This window comes from Plantactinospora sp. WMMB334, from assembly GCF_049179095.1.
In the GTDB taxonomy this organism is placed as follows: domain Bacteria; phylum Actinomycetota; class Actinomycetes; order Mycobacteriales; family Micromonosporaceae; genus Plantactinospora.
Genome location: NZ_JBMHME010000002.1, coordinates 5,442,244 through 5,465,549 on the forward strand (window position 1 = coordinate 5,442,244; position 23,306 = coordinate 5,465,549).

General features: G+C 72.5%; 18 protein-coding genes. 7 read left to right on the top strand and 11 right to left on the bottom strand.

Annotated elements, in window-relative coordinates:
* Positions 1–5: 5 nt before the first annotated feature.
* From ACN27G_RS23235 to ACN27G_RS23245, 3 genes are read right to left on the bottom strand one after another with little or no spacing between them, the layout of a single operon-like run.
* Positions 6–1,283 (bottom strand): MFS transporter, encoded by a 1,278-nt coding sequence (locus tag ACN27G_RS23235; protein ID WP_421494876.1) that lies wholly within the window; start codon positions 1,281–1,283, stop codon positions 6–8.
* Entirely contained in the window at positions 1,280–2,104 is an 825-nt protein-coding gene (locus tag ACN27G_RS23240) for an alpha/beta fold hydrolase (RefSeq protein WP_421494877.1), read from the bottom strand. The genes ACN27G_RS23235 and ACN27G_RS23240 overlap by 4 nt, the downstream gene beginning before the upstream one ends.
* Positions 2,094–5,249 carry a non-ribosomal peptide synthetase gene (locus ACN27G_RS23245; RefSeq protein WP_421494878.1) on the bottom strand — a complete coding sequence of 1,052 codons (3,156 nt, stop codon included), beginning with the start codon at positions 5,247–5,249 and terminating at the stop codon, positions 2,094–2,096. The genes ACN27G_RS23240 and ACN27G_RS23245 overlap by 11 nt, the downstream gene beginning before the upstream one ends.
* Before the next feature lie 294 nt (positions 5,250–5,543).
* Here ACN27G_RS23245 and ACN27G_RS23250 point away from each other — a divergent pair, with 294 nt between their 5' ends.
* Positions 5,544–6,389: an AraC family transcriptional regulator gene (locus tag ACN27G_RS23250; RefSeq protein WP_421494879.1), complete on the top strand. Its 846-nt coding sequence runs from the start codon at positions 5,544–5,546 to the stop codon at positions 6,387–6,389.
* On the opposite strand, the gene ACN27G_RS23255 is transcribed toward ACN27G_RS23250, so the two are convergent.
* On the bottom strand, positions 6,349–9,327 hold the full coding sequence (locus tag ACN27G_RS23255; protein WP_421494880.1) for a BTAD domain-containing putative transcriptional regulator: 2,979 nt from the start codon (positions 9,325–9,327) through the stop codon (positions 6,349–6,351). The genes ACN27G_RS23250 and ACN27G_RS23255 overlap by 41 nt on opposite strands.
* 414 nt (positions 9,328–9,741) lie before the next feature.
* On the opposite strand from ACN27G_RS23255, the gene ACN27G_RS23260 reads away from it, so the two are divergent.
* The 3 genes from ACN27G_RS23260 (at position 9,742) to ACN27G_RS23270 (ending at position 12,054) form a co-directional block, all read left to right on the top strand.
* The gene (locus tag ACN27G_RS23260; RefSeq protein WP_421494881.1) at positions 9,742–10,371 is read left to right on the top strand and encodes a ClpP family protease; all 630 of its coding nucleotides are present in this window, start codon (positions 9,742–9,744) and stop codon (positions 10,369–10,371) included.
* 59 nt (positions 10,372–10,430) lie between these two features.
* Positions 10,431–10,916, top strand: a complete 486-nt coding sequence (locus tag ACN27G_RS23265; protein ID WP_421494882.1) for a GNAT family N-acetyltransferase — start codon at positions 10,431–10,433, stop codon at positions 10,914–10,916.
* A gap of 145 nt (positions 10,917–11,061) precedes the next feature.
* Entirely contained in the window at positions 11,062–12,054 is a 993-nt protein-coding gene (locus ACN27G_RS23270; RefSeq protein WP_421494883.1) for a DNA polymerase domain-containing protein, read from the top strand.
* A gap of 123 nt (positions 12,055–12,177) precedes the next feature.
* On the opposite strand, the gene ACN27G_RS23275 is transcribed toward ACN27G_RS23270, so the two are convergent.
* The 4 genes from ACN27G_RS23275 to ACN27G_RS23290 form a co-directional block, all read right to left on the bottom strand.
* Positions 12,178–13,527, bottom strand: a complete 1,350-nt coding sequence (locus ACN27G_RS23275) for a PHB depolymerase family esterase (RefSeq protein ID WP_421494884.1) — start codon at positions 13,525–13,527, stop codon at positions 12,178–12,180.
* 172 nt (positions 13,528–13,699) lie between these two features.
* A complete protein-coding gene (locus ACN27G_RS23280; RefSeq protein WP_421494885.1) occupies positions 13,700–14,740 on the bottom strand; it encodes a LacI family DNA-binding transcriptional regulator in 1,041 nt (346 codons plus the stop codon).
* Positions 14,741–14,811: 71 nt separating this feature from the next.
* The gene (locus tag ACN27G_RS23285; RefSeq protein WP_421494886.1) at positions 14,812–15,807 is read right to left on the bottom strand and encodes an asparaginase; all 996 of its coding nucleotides are present in this window, start codon (positions 15,805–15,807) and stop codon (positions 14,812–14,814) included.
* A 97-nt stretch (positions 15,808–15,904) separates the two neighbouring features.
* Complete coding sequence (locus ACN27G_RS23290; protein WP_421494887.1) at positions 15,905–16,726, bottom strand: Clp protease N-terminal domain-containing protein; 822 nt, start codon at positions 16,724–16,726, stop codon at positions 15,905–15,907.
* Positions 16,727–17,105: 379 nt separating this feature from the next.
* Between ACN27G_RS23290 and alaS the strand changes: the two genes are divergently transcribed.
* Entirely contained in the window at positions 17,106–19,781 is a 2,676-nt protein-coding gene (alaS, locus tag ACN27G_RS23295) for an alanine--tRNA ligase (protein WP_421494888.1), read from the top strand.
* A gap of 70 nt (positions 19,782–19,851) precedes the next feature.
* On the opposite strand, the gene ACN27G_RS23300 is transcribed toward alaS, so the two are convergent.
* The 3 genes from ACN27G_RS23300 to ACN27G_RS23310 all read right to left on the bottom strand — a co-directional run bounded on the left by ACN27G_RS23300 (position 19,852) and on the right by ACN27G_RS23310 (position 21,897).
* Positions 19,852–20,490 carry a hemerythrin domain-containing protein gene (locus ACN27G_RS23300; protein WP_421494889.1) on the bottom strand — a complete coding sequence of 213 codons (639 nt, stop codon included), beginning with the start codon at positions 20,488–20,490 and terminating at the stop codon, positions 19,852–19,854.
* A gap of 100 nt (positions 20,491–20,590) precedes the next feature.
* Positions 20,591–21,430 carry a hypothetical protein gene (locus ACN27G_RS23305; RefSeq protein ID WP_421494890.1) on the bottom strand — a complete coding sequence of 280 codons (840 nt, stop codon included), beginning with the start codon at positions 21,428–21,430 and terminating at the stop codon, positions 20,591–20,593.
* Between the two features lie 77 nt (positions 21,431–21,507).
* A complete protein-coding gene (locus ACN27G_RS23310) occupies positions 21,508–21,897 on the bottom strand; it encodes a hypothetical protein (protein WP_421494891.1) in 390 nt (129 codons plus the stop codon).
* Between the two features lie 159 nt (positions 21,898–22,056).
* Between ACN27G_RS23310 and ACN27G_RS23315 the strand changes: the two genes are divergently transcribed.
* Together ACN27G_RS23315 and ACN27G_RS23320 are read left to right on the top strand one after the other, a co-directional pair.
* Entirely contained in the window at positions 22,057–22,395 is a 339-nt protein-coding gene (locus tag ACN27G_RS23315) for a PadR family transcriptional regulator (protein ID WP_421494892.1), read from the top strand.
* The gene (locus ACN27G_RS23320; protein WP_421494893.1) at positions 22,392–23,117 is read left to right on the top strand and encodes a hypothetical protein; all 726 of its coding nucleotides are present in this window, start codon (positions 22,392–22,394) and stop codon (positions 23,115–23,117) included. Before ACN27G_RS23315 ends, ACN27G_RS23320 begins: the two co-directional genes overlap by 4 nt.
* Positions 23,118–23,306: the final 189 nt, after the last annotated feature.

Below are 23,306 nucleotides of genomic sequence, written 5' to 3' on the forward strand. Positions count from 1 at the left end.
ACCCGTCAGTCGGTCGTGGCGGCGGCCGGCATCGTCCGGAGCCTGGTGACCGGTGAGAACAGCACACTGAGGACGAACAGCGCGCTGGCGGAGGTGGACACCCAGAGCGCCTCCCGTACCCCCGCCACCGCGGCGATGGTGCCGGCGATCGGGCCGCCGAGCGCGCCGACGCCGAACATGACCGCGCGCACCGCGGCGTTCATCCGGCCCAGCATGTGCGGCGGGGTGACCGTCTGCCGAAGGCTCATGATCACCACGTTGACGATGCTCAGTCCCGTGAAGCCCAGGAACCACGCGGCGGTGAACATGGCGTAGACCACCCACGTCGGACCAGAGGCGGCGGGAAGCAGCAGCGAGGAGGCGAAGGCCATGATCAGACCGCCGGCGTAGACGTGCCCGAGGCGCAGCCGGCTCACCAGTCGCTGCGACGTCAGTCCGCCGAGGATGCCGCCGCACGCGCCGATGGTCAGCATCAGTCCGAGCACGGAGGGGGGTACCTCGCGGTCCCGCACCGCGTAGAGGATGAACATGGGCTGGGTCGCGGACATGAAGAAGTTCGCCATCGCGCCGACCACGGCGACCCAGCGTACGTAGGTGTTCCCCACGACGAAGCGGAGCCCCTCCACCAGATCCGCGGCGGGTCGCCGCCGCGACGAGCGGACCGGCACCGCCTCGCGGGTGCGGATCATGAGGAGGGAGAGCACCGAGCCGAGGAAGGTGACGGCGTTGGCGGCGATCGCGATCGGGGCGGAGAGCAGGTTCACCAGTGAACCCGCCACCCCGGGCCCGGCGGCGTCGGCGGTCGCGGCGGTGGTGGCCAGTTTGGCGTTGGCCTCGACCAGGTAGTCGGAATCCCGGACCAGGGTGGGCACGAACGACATCCAACTGACGTCGAACAGCACGGCGGCCATGCCCACCCCGAAGGTGATCGCCAGGAGCAGCGGTACGGTCAGCGCGTCGAACGCCGCCAGCAGCGGGACGAGCCCGATCAGGATCATGCGTACGGTGTTGGCGCCGATCATCGCCGTCCGCCGTTGGTGCCGGTCGACCCAGACCCCGAACAGCGGGCCGAACAACAGGTACGGCACCATCTGGAGGAAGCGCAGGATGCCCAGGTCCTCGGGCTGCGCGTTCAACGTGATCACGGCGGTGAGCGGTAGCGCGAGCATGGTGATCTGGGTGCCGAACAGCGACAGCGTCTCGCCGGACCAGAACTTGAGGAAGTCGCTGTTGCGCCACAGACTGCGCCGGTCGCCGGCGACGGTCGTGTCCTGCGCGGTCACCAGGGGCCTCGGAGAGCGGCGGTGGACGTCTGTCGGAGCGCGTCCCCGATGACCGTGGCAAGTCTGGTTGGACCGGCGTCGTGCCACAGCGAGTAGTGGTCGCCCGGCAGCGTCACCTCACGGACGTCGTCGATCAGGTCGGCCCACGGCAGCGTCTCCGGCGGTGAGTGCTGTCCCCTGATCACCATGGCCGGGCCCGGGTGACCGGGCTGGACCCGGTGCTCGTTGAGGGCGCGTACGTTGTTGCGGAACACGGCGAAGCGCTGGTCCAGCGTCTCGGAGTCCAGCTCGTCCGGAAGCCAGCCGTGGGCGCGCAACCGGTCCCACGCCTCCTCGCCGGTGCCCTCCTCCGCGCAGACCCGTAGTATCTCCGCGGTCCGGTCGGCGACCCCGCCGAGGGTGTCGGCGGCAAAGCCCGCCACGAACCGTGCGCGCAGGGCCGGGTCCGGCGGCGTGGGTTCCCCGGTCGGCACCCAGGCGTCGATGAGCACGACCAGCGGGACCGGGCAGCCCGTGGACCGCAGCCGCGCGGCCATCTCCAGCGCCAGGACCCCGCCCATCGACCAGCCCAGCAGGTGCACCGGCCGGTCCTTACGGTGCACGTCGACGACCCGGGCATATGCGTCCGCGAGCGCGGCCAGGCCGCCCGACAGGACCTCACCGTCGTCGTAGCCGGGCGCCTCGATGCCGATCAGCGGCCGGTGGTCGAGCATGGTGGCGAGCGGCAGGTACGTGTGGCAGGACCCCGAAGCGGAGTGCACGCAGTACACCGGGGCCCCGTCGCCGTCGGCGCCCAGGGGCACCAGGATGTCAGACAGCATTGCCCGGTCCCCCTCTGGTCCGGGCCGCCAGAAGGCGCTCCACCTCGGCCGCGATCACCCGTACCGTGGCGTCGGCGAACATGGTCCGCACCCGCACCTTGACGCCGAAGACCTTGTTCAGCCGGCTCACCACCCGCATGGCCTGCAACGAGTTGCCGCCGACCGCGAAGAACGCGGCGGTGGCGCTGACCCGCTCCACGTCGAGCACCGCGGCGTAGATGGCGGCGACGGTCTCTTCGGTTTCGGTGGCCGGCACGACGTACTCGTCGGCGGGATCGGCGAGTACCGGCTCCGGAAGCGCCTTCCGGTCGACCTTGCGCGCCGTGGTCATCGGCAGCTCGTCCATGATCACCCAAGCCGAGGGGATCATGTAATCGGGAAGCTGCCTGGCCAGGTGGGCGCGGAGGTCGGCCGGGTCGGGAACGCGGGTGGCGGCCGGTGTGGCGTAGCCGACGAGCTGGTCGTCGCCCCGACGGTCGGGCCGGAGCGCGACCGCCGCGACGCCGACATCCTCGTGCGAGATGAGCACTGATTCGATCTCCTCAAGCTCGATCCGCAGTCCGCGCAGCTTCACCTGGCCGTCCCGGCGCCCGAGGAACTCCAACTGGTAGTCGCTGGTCCAGCGGACGATGTCGCCGCTGCGGTAGACCTTGCCGCCGGGGTGGAACGGGTCGTCCACGAACGCCGCCGCCGTCAGTTCCGGCTGGTTGAGATAGCCCCGGGCGAGCCCTTCCTCGCCACCGATCAGGAGCTCGCCGGCCACCCCGCGGGGGACCAGCCGGCCGGCGGCGTCGACCACGTACATCCGGCGGTCGGTGAAAGGGGCGCCGATCGGAGGCGCGCCGCGCGCCGGGCGGTGCGGGCACTCGTAGGTGGTGCAGCCGACGGCGGCCTCGGTCGGCCCGTAACAGTTGATCAGCCGCCGGCCGGGCAGGTTCCACTTGTTGACCGTCTCGGCGGTGACCGCCTCGCCGCCCGCCATGATCTTGCGCAGGTGCGGATACGGCCCGCTCTCGACAAGCGCCAGCATGGTCGGCGACATGCAGATGTAGCTGACCTGCTGGGCCCGCATCAGCGCCGCGAGCGCGTCGGGCGCCGAACCGGACTCCTTGTCGACCAGGATCAGGGTCGCTCCGGCGGTGAGCCCGGCAAAGATCTCACCCTGCGACATGTCGAAGGAGAGGGCGGCCAACTGCAACATCCGGTCGTGTGGCCCGAGCTCGAACACCCGCCGGTAGGAGGCGATGAAGGACTGCAGCGCCCGGTGCTCGATCAGGACCCCCTTGGGCTGGCCCGTCGAGCCCGAGGTGTAGATGACGTACGCGAGCGAGTCGCGCCCCGCCACCTCCTCAAGTGGCGCGGCGTCGGCCCCGGCCGCCGCGATCGCCTTCCAGTCCGTGTCGACCTCCACGATCGACCGGGACGTCGCCTCCGGGATCCGCTCCCGCAACCGGTTCTGGGTCAGCACGATCGAGGCGGCGGTGTCCCGGAGGAGGTACTCCAGGCGGTCGGCCGGATGGTTGGCGTCGAGGATGGCGAACGCGGCCCCCGCCTTCAGGACGCCGAGCAGCGCGACCAGCGCGTCGAGGTCCCGTTCCATCGCCACGGCCACGATCTGCTCATGCCGGACGCCGCGACTGCGCAGGTAGGCCGCGACCGCGGACGCCTTGCGGTCCAGTTCCAGGTAGGTCAGGCTGGTGCCCTCGTACACGGCAGCGATGTGGTCCGGCTGCGCCTGGACCCGCCGGGCGATCGCGGCGTGCACCGGTTCGGCGCGGTGGGCCAGCATCTCGCCGGTACCGGCCGCCAGCAGCTTGGCACGCTCGTCATCGCTGAGTATCGGAAGCTCCGAGACCCGGGTACTCGGCCGGGCGCAGGCCGCGGTGAGTACGCGCTCCAGGTGGCCGACGAAGTCCTCGATGCGCCAGGCGTCGAAGAGGTCCGTCGCGTATTCGACGAACAGCCGGAGCCGGTCCTCCGACTCCACGAAGGTCAGGGACAGATCGAACCGCGCGCCGAGCGACGTGCCGTCGACCGGCTCGACAGTCAGGTGGGGAAGGTCGAGGACGGTTCCGGAGGTGCGTCCGTTCAGCACCTGCACGCAGACGCCGAACAGCGGGTTGCGGCCGGGGTCGCGGTGCGGACGGACCCGGTCGACCACCCGTTCGAACGGGACGTCCTGGTTGTCGTAGGCGTCGAGCATCGTGTCGGCGAGCTGCGCCAGCAGTTCGTCGAAGGTGGGATCGCCGGCCAGGCTGGTCCGCAGCACCACCATGTTGGTGAAGTAGCCGACCACCTCCTCCAGGTCGGGATCGCTGCGACCCAGCGCGGCCGTACCGACCGGGACGTCCGCCTCACCGGTGTAGGAGGACAGCACCACGGTGAGCGCGGTCGCCAGCACCATGAAGAGCGAGACGTTCTCGTTCGTGGCGAGCCGGCGCGCCGCCACCAGGACGTTCGCCGGCAGGTCGACGCTGAGCGAGGCGCCGGAGTAGCTGGGCTCGGCCGGTCGCGGCCGGTCGCTCGGCAGCTCCAGCGGGGGAAGTCCGCGCAGCTGTGTCTCCCAGTACTGGAGCTGCTCCTCCAACGCGCCGGTGAGCAGCTTCTCCCGCTGGCGAGCGGCATAGCCGCCGTAGTCACCGCCCGGCGCCGCGCTGGGCACCGGCTCCCCGCGCGAGGCGGCGGCGTAGGTCTCCGCGAGCTGCGCCAGCAGCAGGCTGGTGGACCAGCCGTCCGTCACGATGTGGTGGTAGACCTGCGCCAGCACATGCTCCTGCGGGCCGAGCCGGAACAGCCTGAAGCGGTACAGCGGCCCGGCGACGAGGTCGAACGGCGCGGCCGTGTGCACGGCCAGGCGGTCGCGCAGCCGGTCCTCCCGGGTCTCCGCCGGCTCGGCCGACAGGTCATCCACGGGAAGCGGCACCGTCGACGCCGGCGCGATCACCATCGTCGGCGTGCCGTCCCCACCGGAGACGGTGCCGCGCAGCACCTCGTGACGGGCGACGAGCGCCGTCACGGCCGCCTGCAGCGCGGCGACGTCCAGCGGTCCCCTGATCCGGTGCGCCGTCGCGACGTTGTACGTCGCCAGGCCGGGCACCATCTGCTCGAGGAACCAGAGCTGTTCCTGGCCCACCGACAACGGCATGTGTCCAGAAGACACCGGAGCCTGGTTGATCGTCATGGCGTTCGCTCCCCACCCCGCATCGACACATATGTTGGTGCGCATCAGTCGTCACCGAATGCCCCGACACGTCCAGGGCGCTGCTCTGTCCGCCGATGAGTATGTCCATCCGACGACGGCTCTTCTTGGACGTTCCTAACCCCTGTCGGGGTGGGCGTCTTCGGCCCGGACCCGTGTCCGGTGCGCGGCTGGAGTATCGTCGGCGCTCTCGACAGTCGCGTGCGCCTGCCGCGACGGCATGACTCGGGGAGCGAGCGAGTGAGGGCTCCGTCGGACGCGATGATCGCGGCGTGGCGGCCGCCGGTAGCGGGGATCATCGAAGTCTTTCACGCCGAGTACGCCAAGCACGAGTACCCGGTACACACGCACGACGCCTGGACCCTGTTGATCGTCGACGGTGGAGCGGTGCACTACCAGCTCGACCACCGGGAGCACACCGCGTTCGGGGCCACGATCACGCTGCTGCCGCCGAACCTGCCGCACGACGGACGGGTCGCCGCGCCCGGCGGCCTGCGCAAGCGAGTGCTGTACCTGGATCAGACCCTGCTGCACGACACGATGGTCGGTCCGGCCGTCGACGCCCCCGAGCTGTGCGACCCGCTGCTGCGGACCCGGGTCGGTCAGCTCCACGACCTGCTCGCGCAAGGGGGCGACGACCTGGAGGCGCACTGTCGGTTGGTCCTGATCGGCGAACGGCTGCGGGCCCATCTGAGCGGCGGATCCGTCGAACCACCGGTACGTCGCGAACGCCGGCTGGCCCGCCGGCTACGTGAGCTGCTGGACGAGCACACCGCCGAGGGCATCCAGCTGGACCATGCCGCCGAACTGCTCCAGGCGCACCCGGTCCACCTGATCCGGATATTCCGCCGGGAGTACGGTCTGCCGCCGCACCGCTACCTGACCGGTCGCCGGGTGGAACACGCCCGGCGGCTGCTTCTCGCCGGAATTCCGCCGGCCGACGTGGCGACCGCCGCCGGCTTCTACGACCAGTCACACCTGTGCCGGCACTTCAAGCAGTTGGTCGGGGTCAGCCCGGCCTATTTCGCCCGGCTGAGCCATGGGATCACTCGACCTCATGGAGATCGAACTCGGCCAGCAGACTGAGCGCGCTGCCCTCGATGCTGCGGAACCCGGCCCGCCGGGCGGTCCGCAGGGACGTCTGGGCCAGCGCCCGCTCCGTGGCGTTGCCCCAGTCTGCGCGCATCCTGACCATTCCCAGCGCGGCCAGCGCCTCCTGGTAGGGGATCCTGGCCGCCGACGCGGTGGCGTACGCGATCTCGTAGTGCCGCAACGCCTCGTCGACGCGACGACCGACCTCGAGTGCCTCCGCGAGGGCGCTGTGAGCGTCGGCCCTGGTCCGATGGTCGCCGAACTCCCCGCTGATGCCGATGGCGGCGCGGGCGGACTCGACCGCCGCGTCCACCCGGCCGGCGGCGCACTGGATCCGGGCCAGGATGGTCAGGGCGGCGGCCTGGCCGAGTTGGTTGCCGCTCTCCCGGTGCATCGCCAGGCCACGCTCGGCGTGGTAGGCCGCGGCGGACGGGTCGCCGAGCCCGTGGTACACGGCCCCCATACTGGTCAGCGTGCTCGCCTGCCCAGGCGGCGAGCCGATTTCGGTGTACAACGTGTGCGCGGCCGTGTAATAGCTGATCGCCTTGTCCAGGTCGGCCATCAGCCGGTGGACGTCACCCAGGTTCTCCAGGTTAACGGCGGTGCCCACCAGGCTCCTTGCCCGCTGATTGGCCTCCAACGCCTGGGTGAACTGCTCCAGAGCCTCCCTCAGCCGACCGAGGTCGGCGTAGACGACGCCGAGATTGCACAGTGCCGCGGTGTGGCCTTCGAGCCAGTTGCCCTCCGCGCTCAGGCCCCTGGCCTTCGCCAGGTGATCGAGTGCCTCCTCGAACCGGCTGATGCTGTGGCTCGCCTGGGCCAGGCTGTGGTGTGCGGCGGCCTGTCCGAGCAGGTTCCCGTTGACCGCCGCCGCCGCCAACCCGGTCTCGGCGAGGACGAACCAGTCCCGGAACGGCTGTTGTAGGCCGAGATATCCGCGCAGCCAGTCTGCGATCAACCAGGCTGGTTCGTGCAGTCCGTCGTCCATGGCCCGTTGTGCCACGGTCACCAGATTTTCTCGCTCGTCATCCAGCCAGGACTTCGCCTGCCGGTGGTCGGTGAAGGCCACCGCCACGCGCGTCGGCCAGTCCGGCAGTCTCGGCAGCCGGAACACCTGCGGATAGAGGATTTTCGCGGCGGCGTCGACGACCGCCAGATAGAAGTCGCAGAGTCGTCGCAGGGCCGACCGCCGCTCGGCGTCGCCGATCTCCACCGCGCACCGCCGCTGCGCGTAGAGCCGCAACAGATCGTGGAAGGTGTATCGGTTGTCGGCGACCGGCTGGATCATGTGCATGGCGGCAAGCTGGTCCAGCACCCGGTCGGCGTCCTCGTCGGACAGGCCCATGAGCGCCGCGACGGATCCGGTGGAGAAGTCGGGACCGGCGAACGCGCCGATCAGGCAGAACAGTCGACGTGCCGTCTCGGGCAGTGCCTGGTAGGACAGGTCGAAGGCGGTCTGTACGGCGATCTGGTCGTCGTCGGAGACGGCCAGCGCGTTCAGGCGGTCTCCCGCGTACAGGGCCGAGACGAAGTCGGCGAGCCGCTGGGTCGGCCGGTCCGACAGCCGTGCCGCGCTGATGCGCAGCGCGAGCGGAAGGCAGCCGCAGGCGGCGGCGAGGTCGCGCAGCGCCTGGTCGTCGGCCGCGTACTCGTCACCGAGAAGGCCGGTCAACAGCTCGACCGCCTCGGGTTCGGTCATGACGTCGAGGCTGAGTCGCCGGGCCCCGTCCCACGCCACCAGCCGGCTGAGCCGGTTGCGGCTGGTCACCAGGACCAGACACCGCGCCGAGCCGAGCAGCAGGGGCCGGACCTGGTCGGCCGAGGCCGCGTTGTCCAGCAGGATGAGGAGTTGTTTGTCGGCGGCCATCGACCGGAAGAGCGCGGCAGCGTCGTCCACGTCGATCGGCACCTCCTGCGGCGGCACACCGAGTGCCCGGAGAAACCGCGCGAGCACCTCGGCCGGCTGCTGTGGCGGCATCTGGCTGGAGAAGGCGTGGAGGTTGATGTACAGCTGACCGTCGGGAAACTGGTCCCGGACGTGGTGTGCCCAGTGTGCGGCAAGGGTCGTCTTGCCGACACCCGCCGGGCCGGAGATCACCATCGCCCGCTCCCCGGCGGCGAGGTACTGATTCAGGCGCTGGAGATGCTCCGTCCGTCCGGTGAACCCCGGGGCGTAGGCGGGCAGTTGTGCTGGTACCGCCGCCTTCGGGGGAATCTCCGGTTTCTCATTCGGTGGTCGCCGCCGCCCCTCGGTGGTGCCCAACAGGATGGCCATGTGCAGGTCCTGCAGTGCTTTTCCAGGGTCGGAGCCCAGTTCCTGGGCCAGGTGCTTGCGGGTGCGGTCGAACCAGTCCAGGGCTTCGGCGGTGCGGCCGGTGCTGGCGAGAGCGCGCATCAATTCGTAGACGAGCGATTCGGCGAGCGGCCGGGAGGGGACCAGCATCGTAAGCTGGGAAATAACGGTTTCCGGTCGGCCGAGGTCGAACTCGGCAGCCGCCCACATTGCCGCCGCAGTGGTTCGCTGAATCTCCCAGGAATGTCGGATATTTGCGGCCCAGATCGTATCCAGGCCGGTCAACGGGACACCGTGCCACAGCCGCAACGCCTCGCCGAGGGCTGCCGCCCGGCGGTCCTGCGGCGCGTCCGCCGGGCTGCCCTTCTTGACGAGGTCCTGGAATCGCAGCAGGTCCACCCGCTCGCGGGGAACGTGCAGCGCATAGCCCGAGCCGAGCCGTTCCAGGAACACCTGCTCCGAGGCCAGCTCGGCCAGCAGCCCGCGAAGCCGTGACACATGGGCGTACAACGCGCTGCGGGCCGCCTTTGGCGGGCGGTCCCACACGCGGGCGGCCAACTCCTCCATCGGGACCGGTCTGCCGGCATCCACCAGCAGCGCCGCCAGGACCGCTCGCTGCTGCGCAGGACCGAGCTCCACGTGGCGGTCCTCGACGATCGCCGAAATCGGCCCCAGCATTCTGATGTATATGCCCATTCCCCCCGGGTCAGATACGATCCGCTACCGTGGCTCACGGCCGACGACCAATTGTCACCCGCCATACTTCCTGCGGCAAGGGGGCGGGCAGCCATTCCCGGCACGGCTCGTGACAGTCGGTGAGCATCCACCCGTGACATACCGAACACGTCGACCGGTGAGGTGGACACAAAGCCCCTGTGACAAGTAGGCCACTTCTCCTATCAGGCGACGCAGAACTCGTTGCCCTCCGGGTCACGCATGACGACGTACCGTCGCCCGCCGGCAGAGCCCGAGCCGATTCCGCCGATGGCTGAAGAGGTGCGCCGACAGCGTAAGCACGAGACAACCAGCCATGGCCGTCACTACGTTGCTGGCATGACTGACCTGCACACTCCCCGGGCGCGGGGCGGAGAAGAGCCACACGGCGCCCTCGACGACGCGGTCTACAGCCGGCTGCTGAAGGAGCGGATCATCTTCCTGGGCAGCGAGGTCACCGACGAGGTGGCCAATCGGATCTGTGCCCAGCTACTGCTGCTCGCGGCCGAGGACCCGGCGCGGGACGTGAACCTCTGGATCAACTCGCCGGGCGGCTCGGTCTATGCCGGCATGGCGATCTACGACACCATGCGGTTCATCGACAACGACGTGTCCACCGTGGCGATGGGCATGGCGGGGTCGATGGGACAGTTCCTGCTCTGCGCTGGCACGCCCGGCAAACGGTACGCCCTGCCGCACGCGCGGATCATCATGCACCAGCCCTCCGGCGGGATGGGGGGCACGGCCTCCGACATCGCGATCCAGGCCGAGCAGATGCTGCACACCAAGCGGATGCTGTTGGAGTTGGTGGCCCGGCACGCCGGGCAGACGTACGACCAGATCGTGCGGGACGCCGACCGGGACCGCTGGTTCACCGCTGCCGAGGCCCGGGATTACGGCTTCATCGACAGCGTGGTCCGCGACGCCGCCTCGTCGGCGGCACCGGACCAACCGGCGACACCGAACTGACCGGGTGACCCGCGGCAGTCCCGGTTGCCGCGCTCCAACCGCACGGCTACCTTCGCGCCGTGCGGATCCGCGAGTTCACCCCCGCCGACTGGCCCCGGGTGTGGCCGATCGTCCGGGATGTCGTACGGGCCGGAGAGTCGTTCACCTATGACCCCGGGATGACCGCCGAGCAGGCGTACGACGTCTGGGTCGAGTCACCGCCCGGACTGACGGTGGTGGCCGTGGCGGACGGCCGGCTGCTCGGCACGGCAAAGATGGGGACCAACCGGCCCGGTCCGGGCGCACATGTCTCGACCGCCAGTTTCATGGTCGCCGCCGAGGGTCGGGGTCGGGGCGTGGGCACCGCCCTCTGCCGGCACGCCCTGGACTGGGCGCGCCGGAACGGGTACGCCGGCATGCAGTTCAACGCCGTCGCCGAGTCCAACCGGCGGGCCGTCGCCCTCTACCGGCGGCTGGGATTCGCCGTGGTCGGCACCGTGCCCGGCGCCTTCGCCCATCCGACGCTGGGCCGGGTCGGCCTGCACGTCATGTACCGCGAGTTCTGAGCCGGCGCACGGATGTGGGTAGAGCGCCGGCAGGCACTGGCGACCGCAGCGATGAACCGGCAGGTGCACTCGGGCGCCCATCCTCGCACCATTCTCGCCAATCCCCACGGTTGACCGGGCGGTGGGGCCCCGGGACAGTGGTCGGATGGCGGGCAGAGCCGACGAGGTGCGGGACGGGGTCCCGCTGACCAACCTCGACCAGCCGCTCTTCGACGGGGCGGACGCGACAAAGCGCGACCTGGTGGACTACCTGGACCAGGTGCGGGATCCGCTCGTCCGCCAGTTGCGGGACCGGCCGCTCTCGGTGATCCGGGTGCTCCGGGGCCAGCCGCCCTTCATGCAGAAGAACGTCCCCCGCTACACCCCGGAGTGGGTGCCGACCGTCTCGCTCTGGGCGGAGGCGTCGAGACGCCAGGTGTCGTACGCCCTCTGCAACGACCGGCGCACGCTGCTCTGGTTCGGCAACCAGCGGGCCGTCGAATACCATCCGACGCTGGCCACGGCGACGCGGCCCGACCGCCCCACGCACCTGATACTCGACCTCGATCCGCCGGCCGCCGACACCTTTCCACCGGTCGTGAGCGCTGCCCAGTTGGTCCGGCAGGCGCTCGCCGATGCGGGACTGGCCGGATCGGTGAAGACCAGCGGGGCGAAGGGCGTGCACGTCTTCGTACCCGTCGATCCGGAGACCCCGGTCGAGGACGTTGCCGCGGCGACCCGGGCGCTGGCCGTGCGGGCCGAGCGGCTCGATCCCGCGCTGGCGACCACCGCCTTCATCCGGGAGGACCGGGGCGGCCGGGTCTTCCTCGACTCGACCCGGGCCGGCGGCGCGACGGTCGTCTCGGCGTACAGCCCACGACTCCGGCCGGGCGTGCCGGTCTCGTTTCCGGTGGCCTGGGACGAGCTGGACCGGGTCGTCCCGGCCGATTTCACCCTGCGTACCGTGCCCGCCCTGCTGGCCGGCGGGGATCCGTGGACCGGGCGGATGCCCGCGCCGCAGCGGCTTCCCGCCGATCTCGTCGCGGAGGGGCACACCATCCCGATCGCCCGGGTGCAGGCGATGCACGAGGGGAAGCGCCGCGCCCGTGCCCGCCGGGCCGCCGAGGCGACCGAGGCGACCGAGGGCACCGCCGACTGACAAGCCGGCGACTGACAAGCCGGCGGGTTGCCGGCGGAGTCTCCTCCGCCGGCAACCCGCTCCTCCCTCGCGCGGCCCATCGCTGTCGCGATCACGAGGAGGTCTTCTCCGGTACGGAGGGGCTCAGCTGAGCGCGCACTCCGTCCCGTTGAGGCTGACCGTGGCCGGCTTACCGGTGTTGCCGGTGTGGCTGGCCTGGAAGCCGATCCCGACCGACGCGTTCGGCCCGATCGTGCCGTTGTAGCTGGCGTTGCGGGCGGTCACCGCACCGCTGCTCGGGCTGTAGGAGGCGTTCCACCCCGAGACGATGCTCTGACCGGCGGGCAGCGTGAAGGAGAGGCTCCAGCCGTTGATGGCGGTGCTGCCCCGGTTGGTGATGGTGATCGCGGTGGTGAGGCCGGTGTTCCAGGCGTTCACCGTGTAGCTGACCGCGCATCCGCCGCCCGGTGGCGGGGTCGGGGGCTGCGTCGGGGGCTGGGTCGGTGGTTGCGTCGGCGGCGGGGTCGTGGTCGGCACGGCGGTCGGCGGCGTGGTCGGCGTGCCGGTGGGCGGGGCGCTCCCGTCCAGCCCGAAGAAGCGGATCGCCTCGGCCGCGTTGACCGGGAGGTTGTGCGGCACGCCCTGCATGCTGATCGCCTCGACCGGCGCCATCGGGCCGCTGCCGCCGTAGCGGGTACGGGTGTGGCCGGACTGCGGCGTGTCGGTGTAGGTCGGCGTCTGGCTCAGCCCGTGCACGTTGGTCCACTGCTTGATCTCTTCGCCGAAGTTCGGGTAGCGCAGCGTCTCGTCGTTCGTGCCGTGCCAGAGCTGCATCCGGGGCCGGGGGCCGGTGTAGCCGGGGTAGGCGTTCCGGACCAGGTCGCCCCACTGCTGCGCGGTCCGGATGACCTGCCCGTTGGCGCACTGGCTGTTCCAGGTGGAGCCGCCGGTGGTGGCGAAGCAACTGTGCGGCACACCGGCGAACGCCGCTCCGGCGGCGAAGACGTCCGGATAGTTGCCGAGCAGGACGTTTGTCATCATGGCGCCGGAGGAGACACCGGTGACGAAGACCTGGCCGGTGCTGTAGCGCTGCTGCACGTACCGGACCATCGACATGATCGAGACCGGGTCGCTGCCGCCGTCGCGGCGCAGCGCCTGGGACGAGTAGACGTCGAAGCACTGGCCGCTGCGGGTCGCCGAGGGGTAGACGACGATGTAGCCGTACCGGTCGGCCAGCGAGGCGAACTGGGTGCCGGAGTAGAAGCCGGGCCCGGTGCCGGTGCAGTAGTGCACCGCGACCAGGATCGCCGGACGCGTCGCCAGCCGGTCGGGCACGTAGAGGTGCATCCGCAGGTTGCTGGGGTTGGTGCCGAAGTTGGTCACCTCGGTCAGCGACGCCGCCGAGGCCGGCGTGGTCAGGGTGAGGCTCACCATGCCCGCCGCCAGCACCACCGCGCTTCCCGCGACCGCGAGTGCGCGTACGAGTCGTCCCATCCTGATCCTCTCTCCACCGGCCGGTGCGACCGCGGACGGGCGGTCGGGGCGTCGTCCTGGTCACTGAAACATCCCAAAGTATTGATGTAAATGTTTCACCGCACAAGATATAGACAGACATGAGTTTATGGCGGGGACGTGTCCCCGGTCGGGTCGGCCGGATCCCTGCGATTCAGCGGCGCGACGGCGGGGCGGTGCTCTCCCGGACCACGAGCTCGGTCGCCAACTCGACCCGATGCTGGTCCAGGGACCGACCCGCGGCGAGATCGATGATCATCCGGGCGGCGGTCACCCCCATCCGCTCCAGCGGCTGGCGCACCGTGGTCATCGGCGGCCCCGACCAGCGGCTGAAGGAGAGATCGTCGAAGCCGACCACGCTCAATTCGTCCGGGATGCGTACGCCGGCCCGCCGGGCCGCCTCGTATACCCCGAGCGCCTGGAGCTCGTTCGCCGTGAAGATCGCGGTGGGCGGGTCGGGCAGCGCCAGCAGTTCCCCGCCGTCGGCCAGGCCGCCCTCGACGTAGAGGGTGCTGATCCGGACCAGGTCGGGATCGACCGGTACGCCCGCCGCGTCCATCGCCGCCCGGTAGCCGTCGAGCCGCGCCCGGCAGCACGGCCACTGCGTCGGCCCGCTCAGCATCGCGATCCGCCGGTGCCCGAGGTCGAGCAGGTGCCGCGTGGCGGCGAGCCCGCCGTTCCAGTTCGTCGCCCCGACCGACGGGGTCTGGTGCAGCGGCTCACCCGTCGGGTCCAGCACGACGAGCGGGATGGATCGGGTGGCGAGCTGCGACTGCTGCGCGACGGTCAGCTCGGAGAAGACCGCGATCACCCCGGTCGGGCGCCGGGTCAGGACCTGCTCGGTCCAGGCCCGGCCCGGGGTCAGCCGCCCCTGCATCTCGGTCAGCACGACGGCCAGGTCGTGCTCGCGCGCCACCTTCTCGACGCCTCGGATGATCTCCAGGGCCCAGAGGCTCTCCAGGGCGTGGAAGACCAGCTCGACGATGGCGACCGAGGTCGAGCCGACCGGCCGCCGGTAGCCGTGCTCCCGCAGGATCGTCTCGACCCGCTGCCGGGTCTCCAGCGCGACCCCGGTCTGCCCGTTGATGACCCGGGACACCGTCGGCGCGGAGACCCCGGCCAACCGGGCGATCTTGGCGACGGTGAGCACCCTGCCGCGCCCGCCCCGGGCCGCCTGCGGGTTGGTGCCGGTCATCGCCGCAGCCTACGCGAATATCGACCGACGGCACCGTCCCGGCTCCGCGCCGGCACCCGCCCCCGCCCGGCTCAGCGGTCGGCGGGGCGGGCCAGCCGGTCGAACCAGTCGCGCGCCGCCGCCACCCCGCCGCCACCGCCGAGTGCCACCATCAGCGCCACCCGCGCCTTGGCGGCGGGCAGGCCCCGCGCCCCGATCGCACCGATCCGGGCGGCGAGCCCGGCACCCGGTGGCAGCTCCGCCAGGGCGGCCGTCCGGGTACGGGCCCGGGACGCCACCACCACCGGGATGTCCCAGCCGGTCAGCTCGGCGATCGCGGCGAAGAGGCCGGCCGGCACGTTCCCCGGCCCGGTCCCCTCCAGTACGACACCCCGGGCGCCCGCGTCCACGACCGCGCTGAGGAGTCCGGCGACCATCCCCGGATAGGTCTTCACCAGCGCCACGTCGGGTTCCGGCTCGCCGCCCGCCTCCGGTGGCCGGGGCGGGGCCGCGCCCAGCAGCTCGACCCGGGCCCCGGCAATCCGTCCGACCGGTGCGAACGGTGCGGAGGAGAACGCCCGGACGGTGGTGGCGTCGACCAGGCTCACCCAGCGGGCGGCGTGCAGTTCGTCGTCCAGACAGGCCACCGCACCGAGCCCGCGCAGTGCCGGGTGGGCGGCGGCGACGATGGAGTTGGCCAGGTTGCGCGGGCCGTCGGTGGAGAGTTCGTCGAGCTGCCGCTGGGCTCCGGTGAAGACGATCGCACCCCGCCGGGCGGCCGGACCGGCCAGCAGGTCGGCGAGGTAGGCGCTCTCCTCCAGGGTGTCGGTGCCGTGGCTCACCACCACGCCGTCGAACCCGTCCGCCAGGATGGCCGTCCTGATCCGGCGGGCGAGGCCGAGCATCGTGCCCGGGCTGGTGTCCCAGCTCGGCTCGGCGAGCACGTCCTCGACCGTCACCTCGGCGCCGAGCCGATCCGCCGGGATCGTCGCGACCAGCTCCGCGCCGGACGCGACGCCCTCCCGGCCCGGCGCCGTCGCGTAGCCGATGGTGTCCTTCGTCGCGAGCAGCAGCACCCGGTCGGCCACCTCTGATCCCTCCCTGGTCCGGGCCGCCCCACCGTGCGGCGGGCGGTCGATGACGGCGAACCGGCCGCCAGGATCCTGGGCACGTCGATGACGCCGATCAGTCTCCGCCGGTCCCGCCGACCCGCTCCTCCAGCCGTTCGAGGCGCGTGACGATCGGCTGGAGTTCCCGGCGTACGGCGGCGGTCAGCAGTGCGGCGATCTCCGGCGACGCCCCGGCGGTGCTCGCGGTCGACGGCGCTGCGGCGGCGTTCTCGGGGGACGGTGCGGTGCCGGCGGAGCCCGCCTGCGCCGCCGTCTGCGCCCGGAGGTGTACGTAGCCGGCGAGGGCCGCCGCCACCGCCCGGCGGGTCAGCCGCAGCTCGGCGCCGAGCGACCGGAGCAGCTGGCCACCGCCGCCGTCCGGCTCGGCGATCAGCCCGAGCAGCAGGTGCTCGCAGCCGACGTAGTTGTGCCCGAACGCCGTCGCCTCGGTGACGGCCAGCTCCAGGGCGTTCGCCGCCGGCCCGCTGAAGTGCAGGGCGTCGTCCGGATCGGCACCGGGCTCGGCGGCCGGCCGGCCGGCGAGGTCCCGGGCCAGCCGCTCCGGCTCGATCTCCTCGGTGCGCAGCACGTGCAGGGCCAGGTTGGTCCCCTCGGCCAGCATCCCGGCGAGCAGGTGGGCGCTGCCGACCGCCGCCGAGCCGTCCGCGCGGGACCGTTCGACGGCCATCAGCACCGCCGCGCGGGCCCGCGGGGTGAAGTGCGGCAGCCGGGCGGCCAGGTCGGCGTCGTCGAGCTCGCCGAGAGCGGTCTCCCGGATGGCGGTGACCCGACGTACGGCCTGTTCGAGGGCGCGCTGGCAGACCGCCGAGACGGGAATCCCGGCGACCCGCACCGCCTCGGCCAGCTCGTCGGGGAGATAGACGTTGATCTTCGGCATCGCCGCATCCCTTTCCTCGACACCTCCAGTGCTACCCCCACTATAACCCCAAGGGGGTTATCAAATATCCCCGTCGGGGATCCTCCGCCTGCGCTAGGCTCGACCGACGTGATCGGAGCGACGAGACTCGATCGGAGTGCCACGGATGGCGACGGTGGGGCGGCGAGCGACGGTGGGGCGGCGAGCTAGTTCCGCCGAGCTGGGGAACGAGGACAGCGTCCTCGCCTGACCCCCTCGGCCCGGCTCGGCGCACGCCCTCTCGGCCCCGACCATCCGCTCATCGCGCGAACGCACCCGGACGGAGATCGCGAGGACCCCGTACGGCTTCCGCCGTCCCGGGCTCCGGTGCGCGTTCGCCAGCGACCCGACAGGCGAACCGATGCGATCCTCCGACATCCGCCGGACCTTCCTCGACTACTTCACCGCACGCGGCCACACGCCGGTGCCGTCCAGCCCGCTGATCCCCGACGATCCGACGCTGCTGCTCACCATCGCCGGGATGAACCAGTTCACGCCGTACCTCCTCGGCGACGCCGCACCGCCCGCACCCCGGCTGACCAGCGTGCAGAAGTGCGTACGCACCAGCGACATCGACAACGTCGGCCGGACGACCCGGCACGCGACCTTCTTCGAGATGCTCGGCAACTTCTCGTTCGGCGACTACTTCAAGGCCGACGCGATCGCGTACGCCTGGGAGCTGCTGACCCGGCACTACCGGCTCGACCCGGACCGGCTCTGGATCACCGTCTACACCGACGACGACGAGGCGGTCGGGCTGTGGCGCCGGGTCGGCGTGCGGGACGACCGCATCCAGCGCCTCGGCACCGCCGACAACTACTGGTCGATGGGGGTGCCGGGACCCGCCGGCCCCTCCTCGGAACTCTGCTACGACCGAGGGCCGGCCTTCGGCGTCGAGGGCGGCCCGGCGGCCGACCCCGAGCGGTACGTCGAACTCTGGAACCTCGTCTTCATGCAGGATCTCCGGGGCGAGGGCGGGGTCAAGGACGACTTCCCGATCGTCGGCCCCCTGCCGAGCCGCAACATCGACACCGGCCTCGGCCTGGACCGGCTCGCCGCGATCCTCCAGGGCGTCGAGACGGTCTGCCAGACCGACCTGCTCGCCCCCACCCTGGCGCTGGTGCAGGAGCGTGCCGGGCGCCCCTTCCCCGGCCGGGACGGCAGTGAGGAGTCCGTCTCCTTCCAGGTGGTCGCCGAGCACGCCCGTACCACCGCGTTCCTGATCGCCGACGGCGTGCTTCCCGGCAACGAGGGGCGCGGCTACGTGCTCCGCCGGATCATGCGCCGGGCGATCCGGCACGCCCGGTCGCTCGGCATCGACGCGCCGGTGCTGGGCGCGGTCACCGGCAGCGTGGTGGCGAACCTCGGCGGGGCGTGGCCGGACTTGGCCGCGCAGCGCGGGCTGATCGAGGCGGTCACCACCCGCGAGGAGGAGAGTTTCACCGGTACGCTCCGGCAGGGCGGCCGGCTGCTCGACGCGGCGATCGGCCGGGCCCGGCAGGCGAACTCCGACCGGCTGCCCGGCGAGACCGCCTTCGAACTGCACGACACCTACGGCTTTCCGGTCGAGCTCACCGTCGAGGCGGCGCGGGCGGCCGGGCTCGACGTCGACGAGGAGCGCTACGCGGCCCTGCTGGACGCGCAGCGGCGCCGGGCCCGCGAGGGCGGCCGGGGCCGGGACGCGGCGGCGCGGCGCCGGACGGAGAGCTACCGGGAGCTGCTGGCCCGGCACGGCCCGACCGACTTCGTCGGCTACACCGACGACTCCGCCGAGACCGAGCTGCTCGCCGTGCTGGCCGACGGCCGCCCGGTCGGCTCGGCCGGCGAGGGCGACCGGGTCGAGCTGGTGCTGCGGCGCAGCCCGTTCTACGCCGAGTCCGGCGGCCAGCTCGGCGACGGCGGACGGATCCGGACCGCCGACGGCGCCCTCGTGGAGGTCACCGACACCCGGTACGGCGTCGCGGGCCTGCACGTGCACGCCGGTCGGGTCGAGCGCGCCGAGCTGCGGCCCGGCGACCCGGTCGTGGCCGAGGTGGACGGTGCGCGGCGGGCGGCGACCGCGCGTTCCCACTCGGCGACCCACGTGCTGCACGCGATGCTGCGCCGGGTGCTGGGCGGGCACGCCCGGCAGCGGGGCTCGCTGGTCGCGCCCGGCCGGCTGCGGTTCGACTTCACGCACGTCGCCCCGGTCGACGGGACCGCACTCGACACCATCGGCACGCTTGTCGACGACTATCTGCTGACCGACCCGGAGGTGCGGGTCTGGCAGGCGAGCCGGGCCGAGGCGGAGGCGGCCGGCGCGATCGCGTTCTTCGGCGACCGGTACGGCGAGCGGGTCCGGATCGTCGACATCGGTGACGCCTCCCGGGAGCTCTGCGGCGGCACGCACGTCGGGCACGGCACCCAGGCCGGGCCGGTACGGATCCTCGGCGAGTCCTCCGTCGGTGCCGGCGTACGCCGGATCGAGGCGCTCACCGGCGGCGACGCCCTCCGGTACGCCGACACCGAGCGGCGGCTCCTCGCCGAGGTCGGCCGGCTCGTCGGCGCCCGCCCCGACGAACTGCTCGACACCCTGGCCAGGCGGCTCGACGCGCTCGCCACGGCCGAGGCGGCGCTGCGCCGGCACCGGCGCGACGAGCTCGACTCGCTCGCCGGGGCGCTGCTCGGGCGGCGCCGCCCGGTCGGCGCCGGTTGGCTGGTCAGCGACCGGCGCGACGACCTGACCCCGGCCGAGCTCCGTACCGTGGCCGGCGGCGTGCTGGCGCGGAGCCCGGCCGGCACCCCGACGGTCGTGGTCCTGGCGACCGCGCGGGAGGGCCGGGCGCAGCTCGTCGCCGGCCTGGACCGGACGCTGCTGGACCGGGGCGCTCAGGCCCGCGAGCTGCTGGCCGGGGCGGGTCGGTTGGTCGGCGGCGGCGCCGGTGGCACGGGCGGCCTGGCCCACGCGGGCGGTCGGCACGCGGACCGGATCGGCGAGGCGCTGTCCCGGGCCGAGGCGGCGGCACGCGACCTGCTCGGCCACCACCCCGACCGGTAGCGCCAGGACGTCCCGTGCGGCTCCCGCGCAGGAGCGGCACGGGACGCGCCACCGGTCGTCGTCGCGCGGCTCAGACCTGTCCCGGATAGAAGCCGTGCCGGGCGAGTGGGCCGATCAACTGCGCCTCCTCGTACGCGAAGTGCGAGAGCAGGGTGTCGGTGAGCAGGTCGATCGCCTCGGTGATCGGACCGTGGTCGGTGGGGTTGCGGGCCAGGTGCACCAGCGCCGCGTCGATCCCCTCCAGGACCTCGTGGATGGCGAGGTGCTCCTCGTGCAGCCGGTCCAGCACGGCCGCCAGGTCCGGTTGGCTGCGCCGCAGGTGCGGGAAGATGGCCTGGCTCTCCATCGTGTGGTGGTTCGCCACCGAGCGGCAGTGTGCCTGGCAGACCCCGCCGAGGGTCCAGTCGTTGGCCCGGATCGTCATCATGTTGAGCTGGTCGCGGGCGTCGCCGACCTGCGTCGCCCCCTCCCTGACCTGCTGGAGGATGTCCCGGACCTGGCGCAGCTCCGCCCGGTAGTGGTCGTGCACGTCGACGAGGTGCTGACCGACGTACCGGCCACGGTGGGGGAAGGTGATCTCCGGGGGTGGCTCGGGGGCGACCGGCCGGGTCGCCTCGTCCAGCACGCTCTTCGGGCTGAGTCGTTCGGCCGGCGGAACGGTCGGCGGGACGCCGGTCCGCCGGGTCAGCCAGTCGTTCTCGGTGGTCATGACCTGCCTCCCGCGATCTTCTGGAGGCGTCGATTATCCGCCATCCCGACCCAGGTCATGATCGGCAGGGTCGCCGCGAGCGGACCTGCCCCAGGCCGGGTCAGCCGGCCCGGGCCGCCCGCCACCGCCGGGCCGCCCGGCGCTGCCGGATCTCACCGCTCGCCTGCTGCCGGGCGTTACCGCTCCCGGCCGGTCCACCCCGCTTCCCCGCCGTGGGCGGCAGCCATCGGTGGAGCTGTTCGGCACGGCTGGCCGCCGCGAACGCCTCCTCGCGGAGGCTGCGGGCCGCGGCGGCGGCGACCTCGGCGTCCCGCCACGCGGCCTGTTCCCGCTCCTCCGCCGCGCGGTGCGCGGCCAGCAGGGTGTCCCGGGCCACCCGGCGGAGCACGATCTCCTGCTCGGCCGGGTGCCGCCTCGGGTCCCAGCCGTTGCGGTTGGCCAGCGCGTCGCTCAGTTGCAGTACCGAGAGCTCGTGCCGGGTGGCGGCCGCCATCGCGGCGCGGTGCAGGAAGCGCTCCCGTTCGGCGTACTCGGCAGGGGTGCGCGGCGTACGCGGCTCGGGCAGCAGCGCGGCGGCACCGATCCGGCTGGCAGCCGCGTCCGCCGCCTCGTAGCGCCGCCAGGCCGCCTCGGCCGCCTCCTGCGCCGCCAGCCACTCGTCCCGGTGCCGCTGGGCGGTGACGGTCGACCGCTCGGCGGCCACCGCGACCTCCTCGGCGTAGCGGTGCAGTTCGGCCGCCCTGGCGGCCAGCCGCTCCCGGCGTCCCTGGGCATCCGCAGCCGCCACGTCGTAGCCGGTCGCGTCCCGGTGGTCGGGTGCGTGCTCGCGTGGACGCACGACGATCCAGATGCCGGCGGCCAGAGCGAGGCCGACCACGGCGAGCCAGAACGTGGTGGACGTGGCCACCTCGATCAGGAAGTTGTACAGCAGGTCGTTCATCAGGGCACCTCACGGGGGTGGACGTTGCGAACGGGGTCGGCGAGACCGGACCGGACGCCGTCTGGTGCGGCCGGCCCTCAGCGGAGCGGAGGCGCGCGCGGCCCGGTGGCCCGGACGTACGCGTCGCCGGCCTGCCGTGCCCCGGCCGCCGAGCCGGCCACGGGCCGGTCCGGCCGCTCGACGAGCAGGCCGGCCCGGACCAGCACGGTCGGCACCACCGAGCCGGCAAGTGCCGGCCCCTCCGTCACGGTCGACTGCTCGACCCCCGCCGACGGCCGATCGGCCACCAGTGCCTGCTCCCGCCCGGCGCCCTGCACGCCCGGCGGCGGCGCGTCCACAGTCGACCCGACGACGGCGGGCGGCTGCGGGGTTGCCGCCGCGGCCGGACCGGCGGGGGAAAGGGCGGTCCCGGCCCCACCCGCGCCGAGTAGCAGGCCCATCAACACCAGGGCGGTCACGAACCGCACCGACCGGCACGCTATCCACCACACGGGGCGGACCAACGCGACGGAGAGCACCCACCCAAACTACCTCGGACCCCGCGCAACCGCTCGTCGAGGAGCTCGCCGGTGACCGACGCCAGTAGATGGCTGTGCCAGCTAGCTTGCTGTGCTACTTTCTTCGGCGTGGATCAGGAGCGCCGTGGCCAGTGGCTGCGCGGGGTGCTCGACCTGTGCGTCCTCGCCCTGCTGCACCGCCGGGAGTCCTACGGATACGAGCTGGCCCAGTCGCTGGACGCGGCCGGCATCGGCCCGATCCAGGGCGGCACCCTCTATCCGGTGCTGCTCCGGCTGCAACGCACCGGCCTGGTCAGCGCGCAGTGGCGGGAAGGGGGCGCCGGTCCGGCCCGCAAGTACTACCGGATCACTCCGGTCGGCGTCGAGACGTTACGCCGGACCGCCGTCGACTGGGACGCCTTCTCCGGCGGGGTGGGGATGGTCCTGCGGGAGGTGCGGAAGCGATGAACCACGACGGATGGTTGCACGCACTCGCCGGTGAGCTGCACCGGCGCGGCGTCGACCCGGACCTCTCGCGGCATGTGGTCGCCGAGGCCGCCACCCATCTGCGGGACAGCGGCGAGCCGCCGTTGCGGGTCTTCGGCGCGCCCGCGGCGTACGCCACGGCGGTGGCGGAGAGCGTCGGCGTGCCGCAGCCGGCCGGCACGCCCGGCACGGGCCGGGGCACGCCACAGCCGGCCGCGGGCGTCGCCCGGGTGGCCGGGCCGGCGGCCACGGCACCGCGCGGCCACGGCCCGGTCCGGTTGGAGGTGCGCGGGATCACCAAACGCTACCGACGGCGGCCGGTGCTGAGCGGGGTCGACCTGACCGTCCGGGCCGGCGAGATCGCCGCCGTGGTGGGACTGCTGGTCCACGCCCCGCAGCACCCCTGTCGCGCTGACCGGGGCCGAGACCGCCGAGATCCTGGCGCTGGCGGACCCCCCGCCACCGGCCCGGCCCGACAACCGGCGAGCCCGGCGGGACGCGCCGACGAACCCGCATCGGAACAACGGCCGGGCCGGCACCCTGACCCCGGCCCAGCAGCGCCGCTCCCGGTCCGGCGCCCGGGTCTGACCCGTGATCGGGCCGTGGGCACGGTGGGAACGGCACGCCGCACGGCGCCGCACGAGAGCGGCCCGCATGGCCCGCGCGGCCCGCCCGGCCCCGGTGCCCGGCGAGCACGAGCCTGACGGGCGATACCGGTGCCGGGTGTGCGAGTACACGCCCTGGCCGTGCGAGACCGCGCGGACGGACCTCCTGACGGGCTTCGGCGGAGACCGCGTGGCTCTGCTGACGTACCTCGGAGTGCATTTGACCCGAGCGCTACAGGCGCTACCCGACACGCATCCCGCCCTGGTCGTCAGCCAGATCATCTACTG

What these genes read in the sequence shown, in the direction of transcription:
- ACN27G_RS23240 (WP_421494877.1), bottom strand. Translation starts at nt 2,104, where the DNA reads ATGCTGTCTGACATCCTGGTGCCCCTGGGCGCCGACGGCGACGGGGCC.
- ACN27G_RS23245 (WP_421494878.1), bottom strand. Translation starts at nt 5,249, where the DNA reads ATGCCGTTGTCGGTGGGCCAGGAACAGCTCTGGTTCCTCGAGCAGATG.
- ACN27G_RS23260 (WP_421494881.1), top strand. Translation starts at nt 9,742, where the DNA reads ATGACTGACCTGCACACTCCCCGGGCGCGGGGCGGAGAAGAGCCACAC.
- ACN27G_RS23270 (WP_421494883.1), top strand. Translation starts at nt 11,062, where the DNA reads ATGGCGGGCAGAGCCGACGAGGTGCGGGACGGGGTCCCGCTGACCAAC.
- ACN27G_RS23275 (WP_421494884.1), bottom strand. Translation starts at nt 13,527, where the DNA reads ATGGGACGACTCGTACGCGCACTCGCGGTCGCGGGAAGCGCGGTGGTG.
- ACN27G_RS23280 (WP_421494885.1), bottom strand. Translation starts at nt 14,740, where the DNA reads ATGACCGGCACCAACCCGCAGGCGGCCCGGGGCGGGCGCGGCAGGGTG.
- ACN27G_RS23290 (WP_421494887.1), bottom strand. Translation starts at nt 16,726, where the DNA reads ATGCCGAAGATCAACGTCTATCTCCCCGACGAGCTGGCCGAGGCGGTG.
- alaS (WP_421494888.1), top strand. Translation starts at nt 17,106, where the DNA reads ATGCGATCCTCCGACATCCGCCGGACCTTCCTCGACTACTTCACCGCA.
- ACN27G_RS23300 (WP_421494889.1), bottom strand. Translation starts at nt 20,490, where the DNA reads ATGACCACCGAGAACGACTGGCTGACCCGGCGGACCGGCGTCCCGCCG.
- ACN27G_RS23305 (WP_421494890.1), bottom strand. Translation starts at nt 21,430, where the DNA reads ATGAACGACCTGCTGTACAACTTCCTGATCGAGGTGGCCACGTCCACC.
- ACN27G_RS23320 (WP_421494893.1), top strand. Translation starts at nt 22,392, where the DNA reads ATGAACCACGACGGATGGTTGCACGCACTCGCCGGTGAGCTGCACCGG.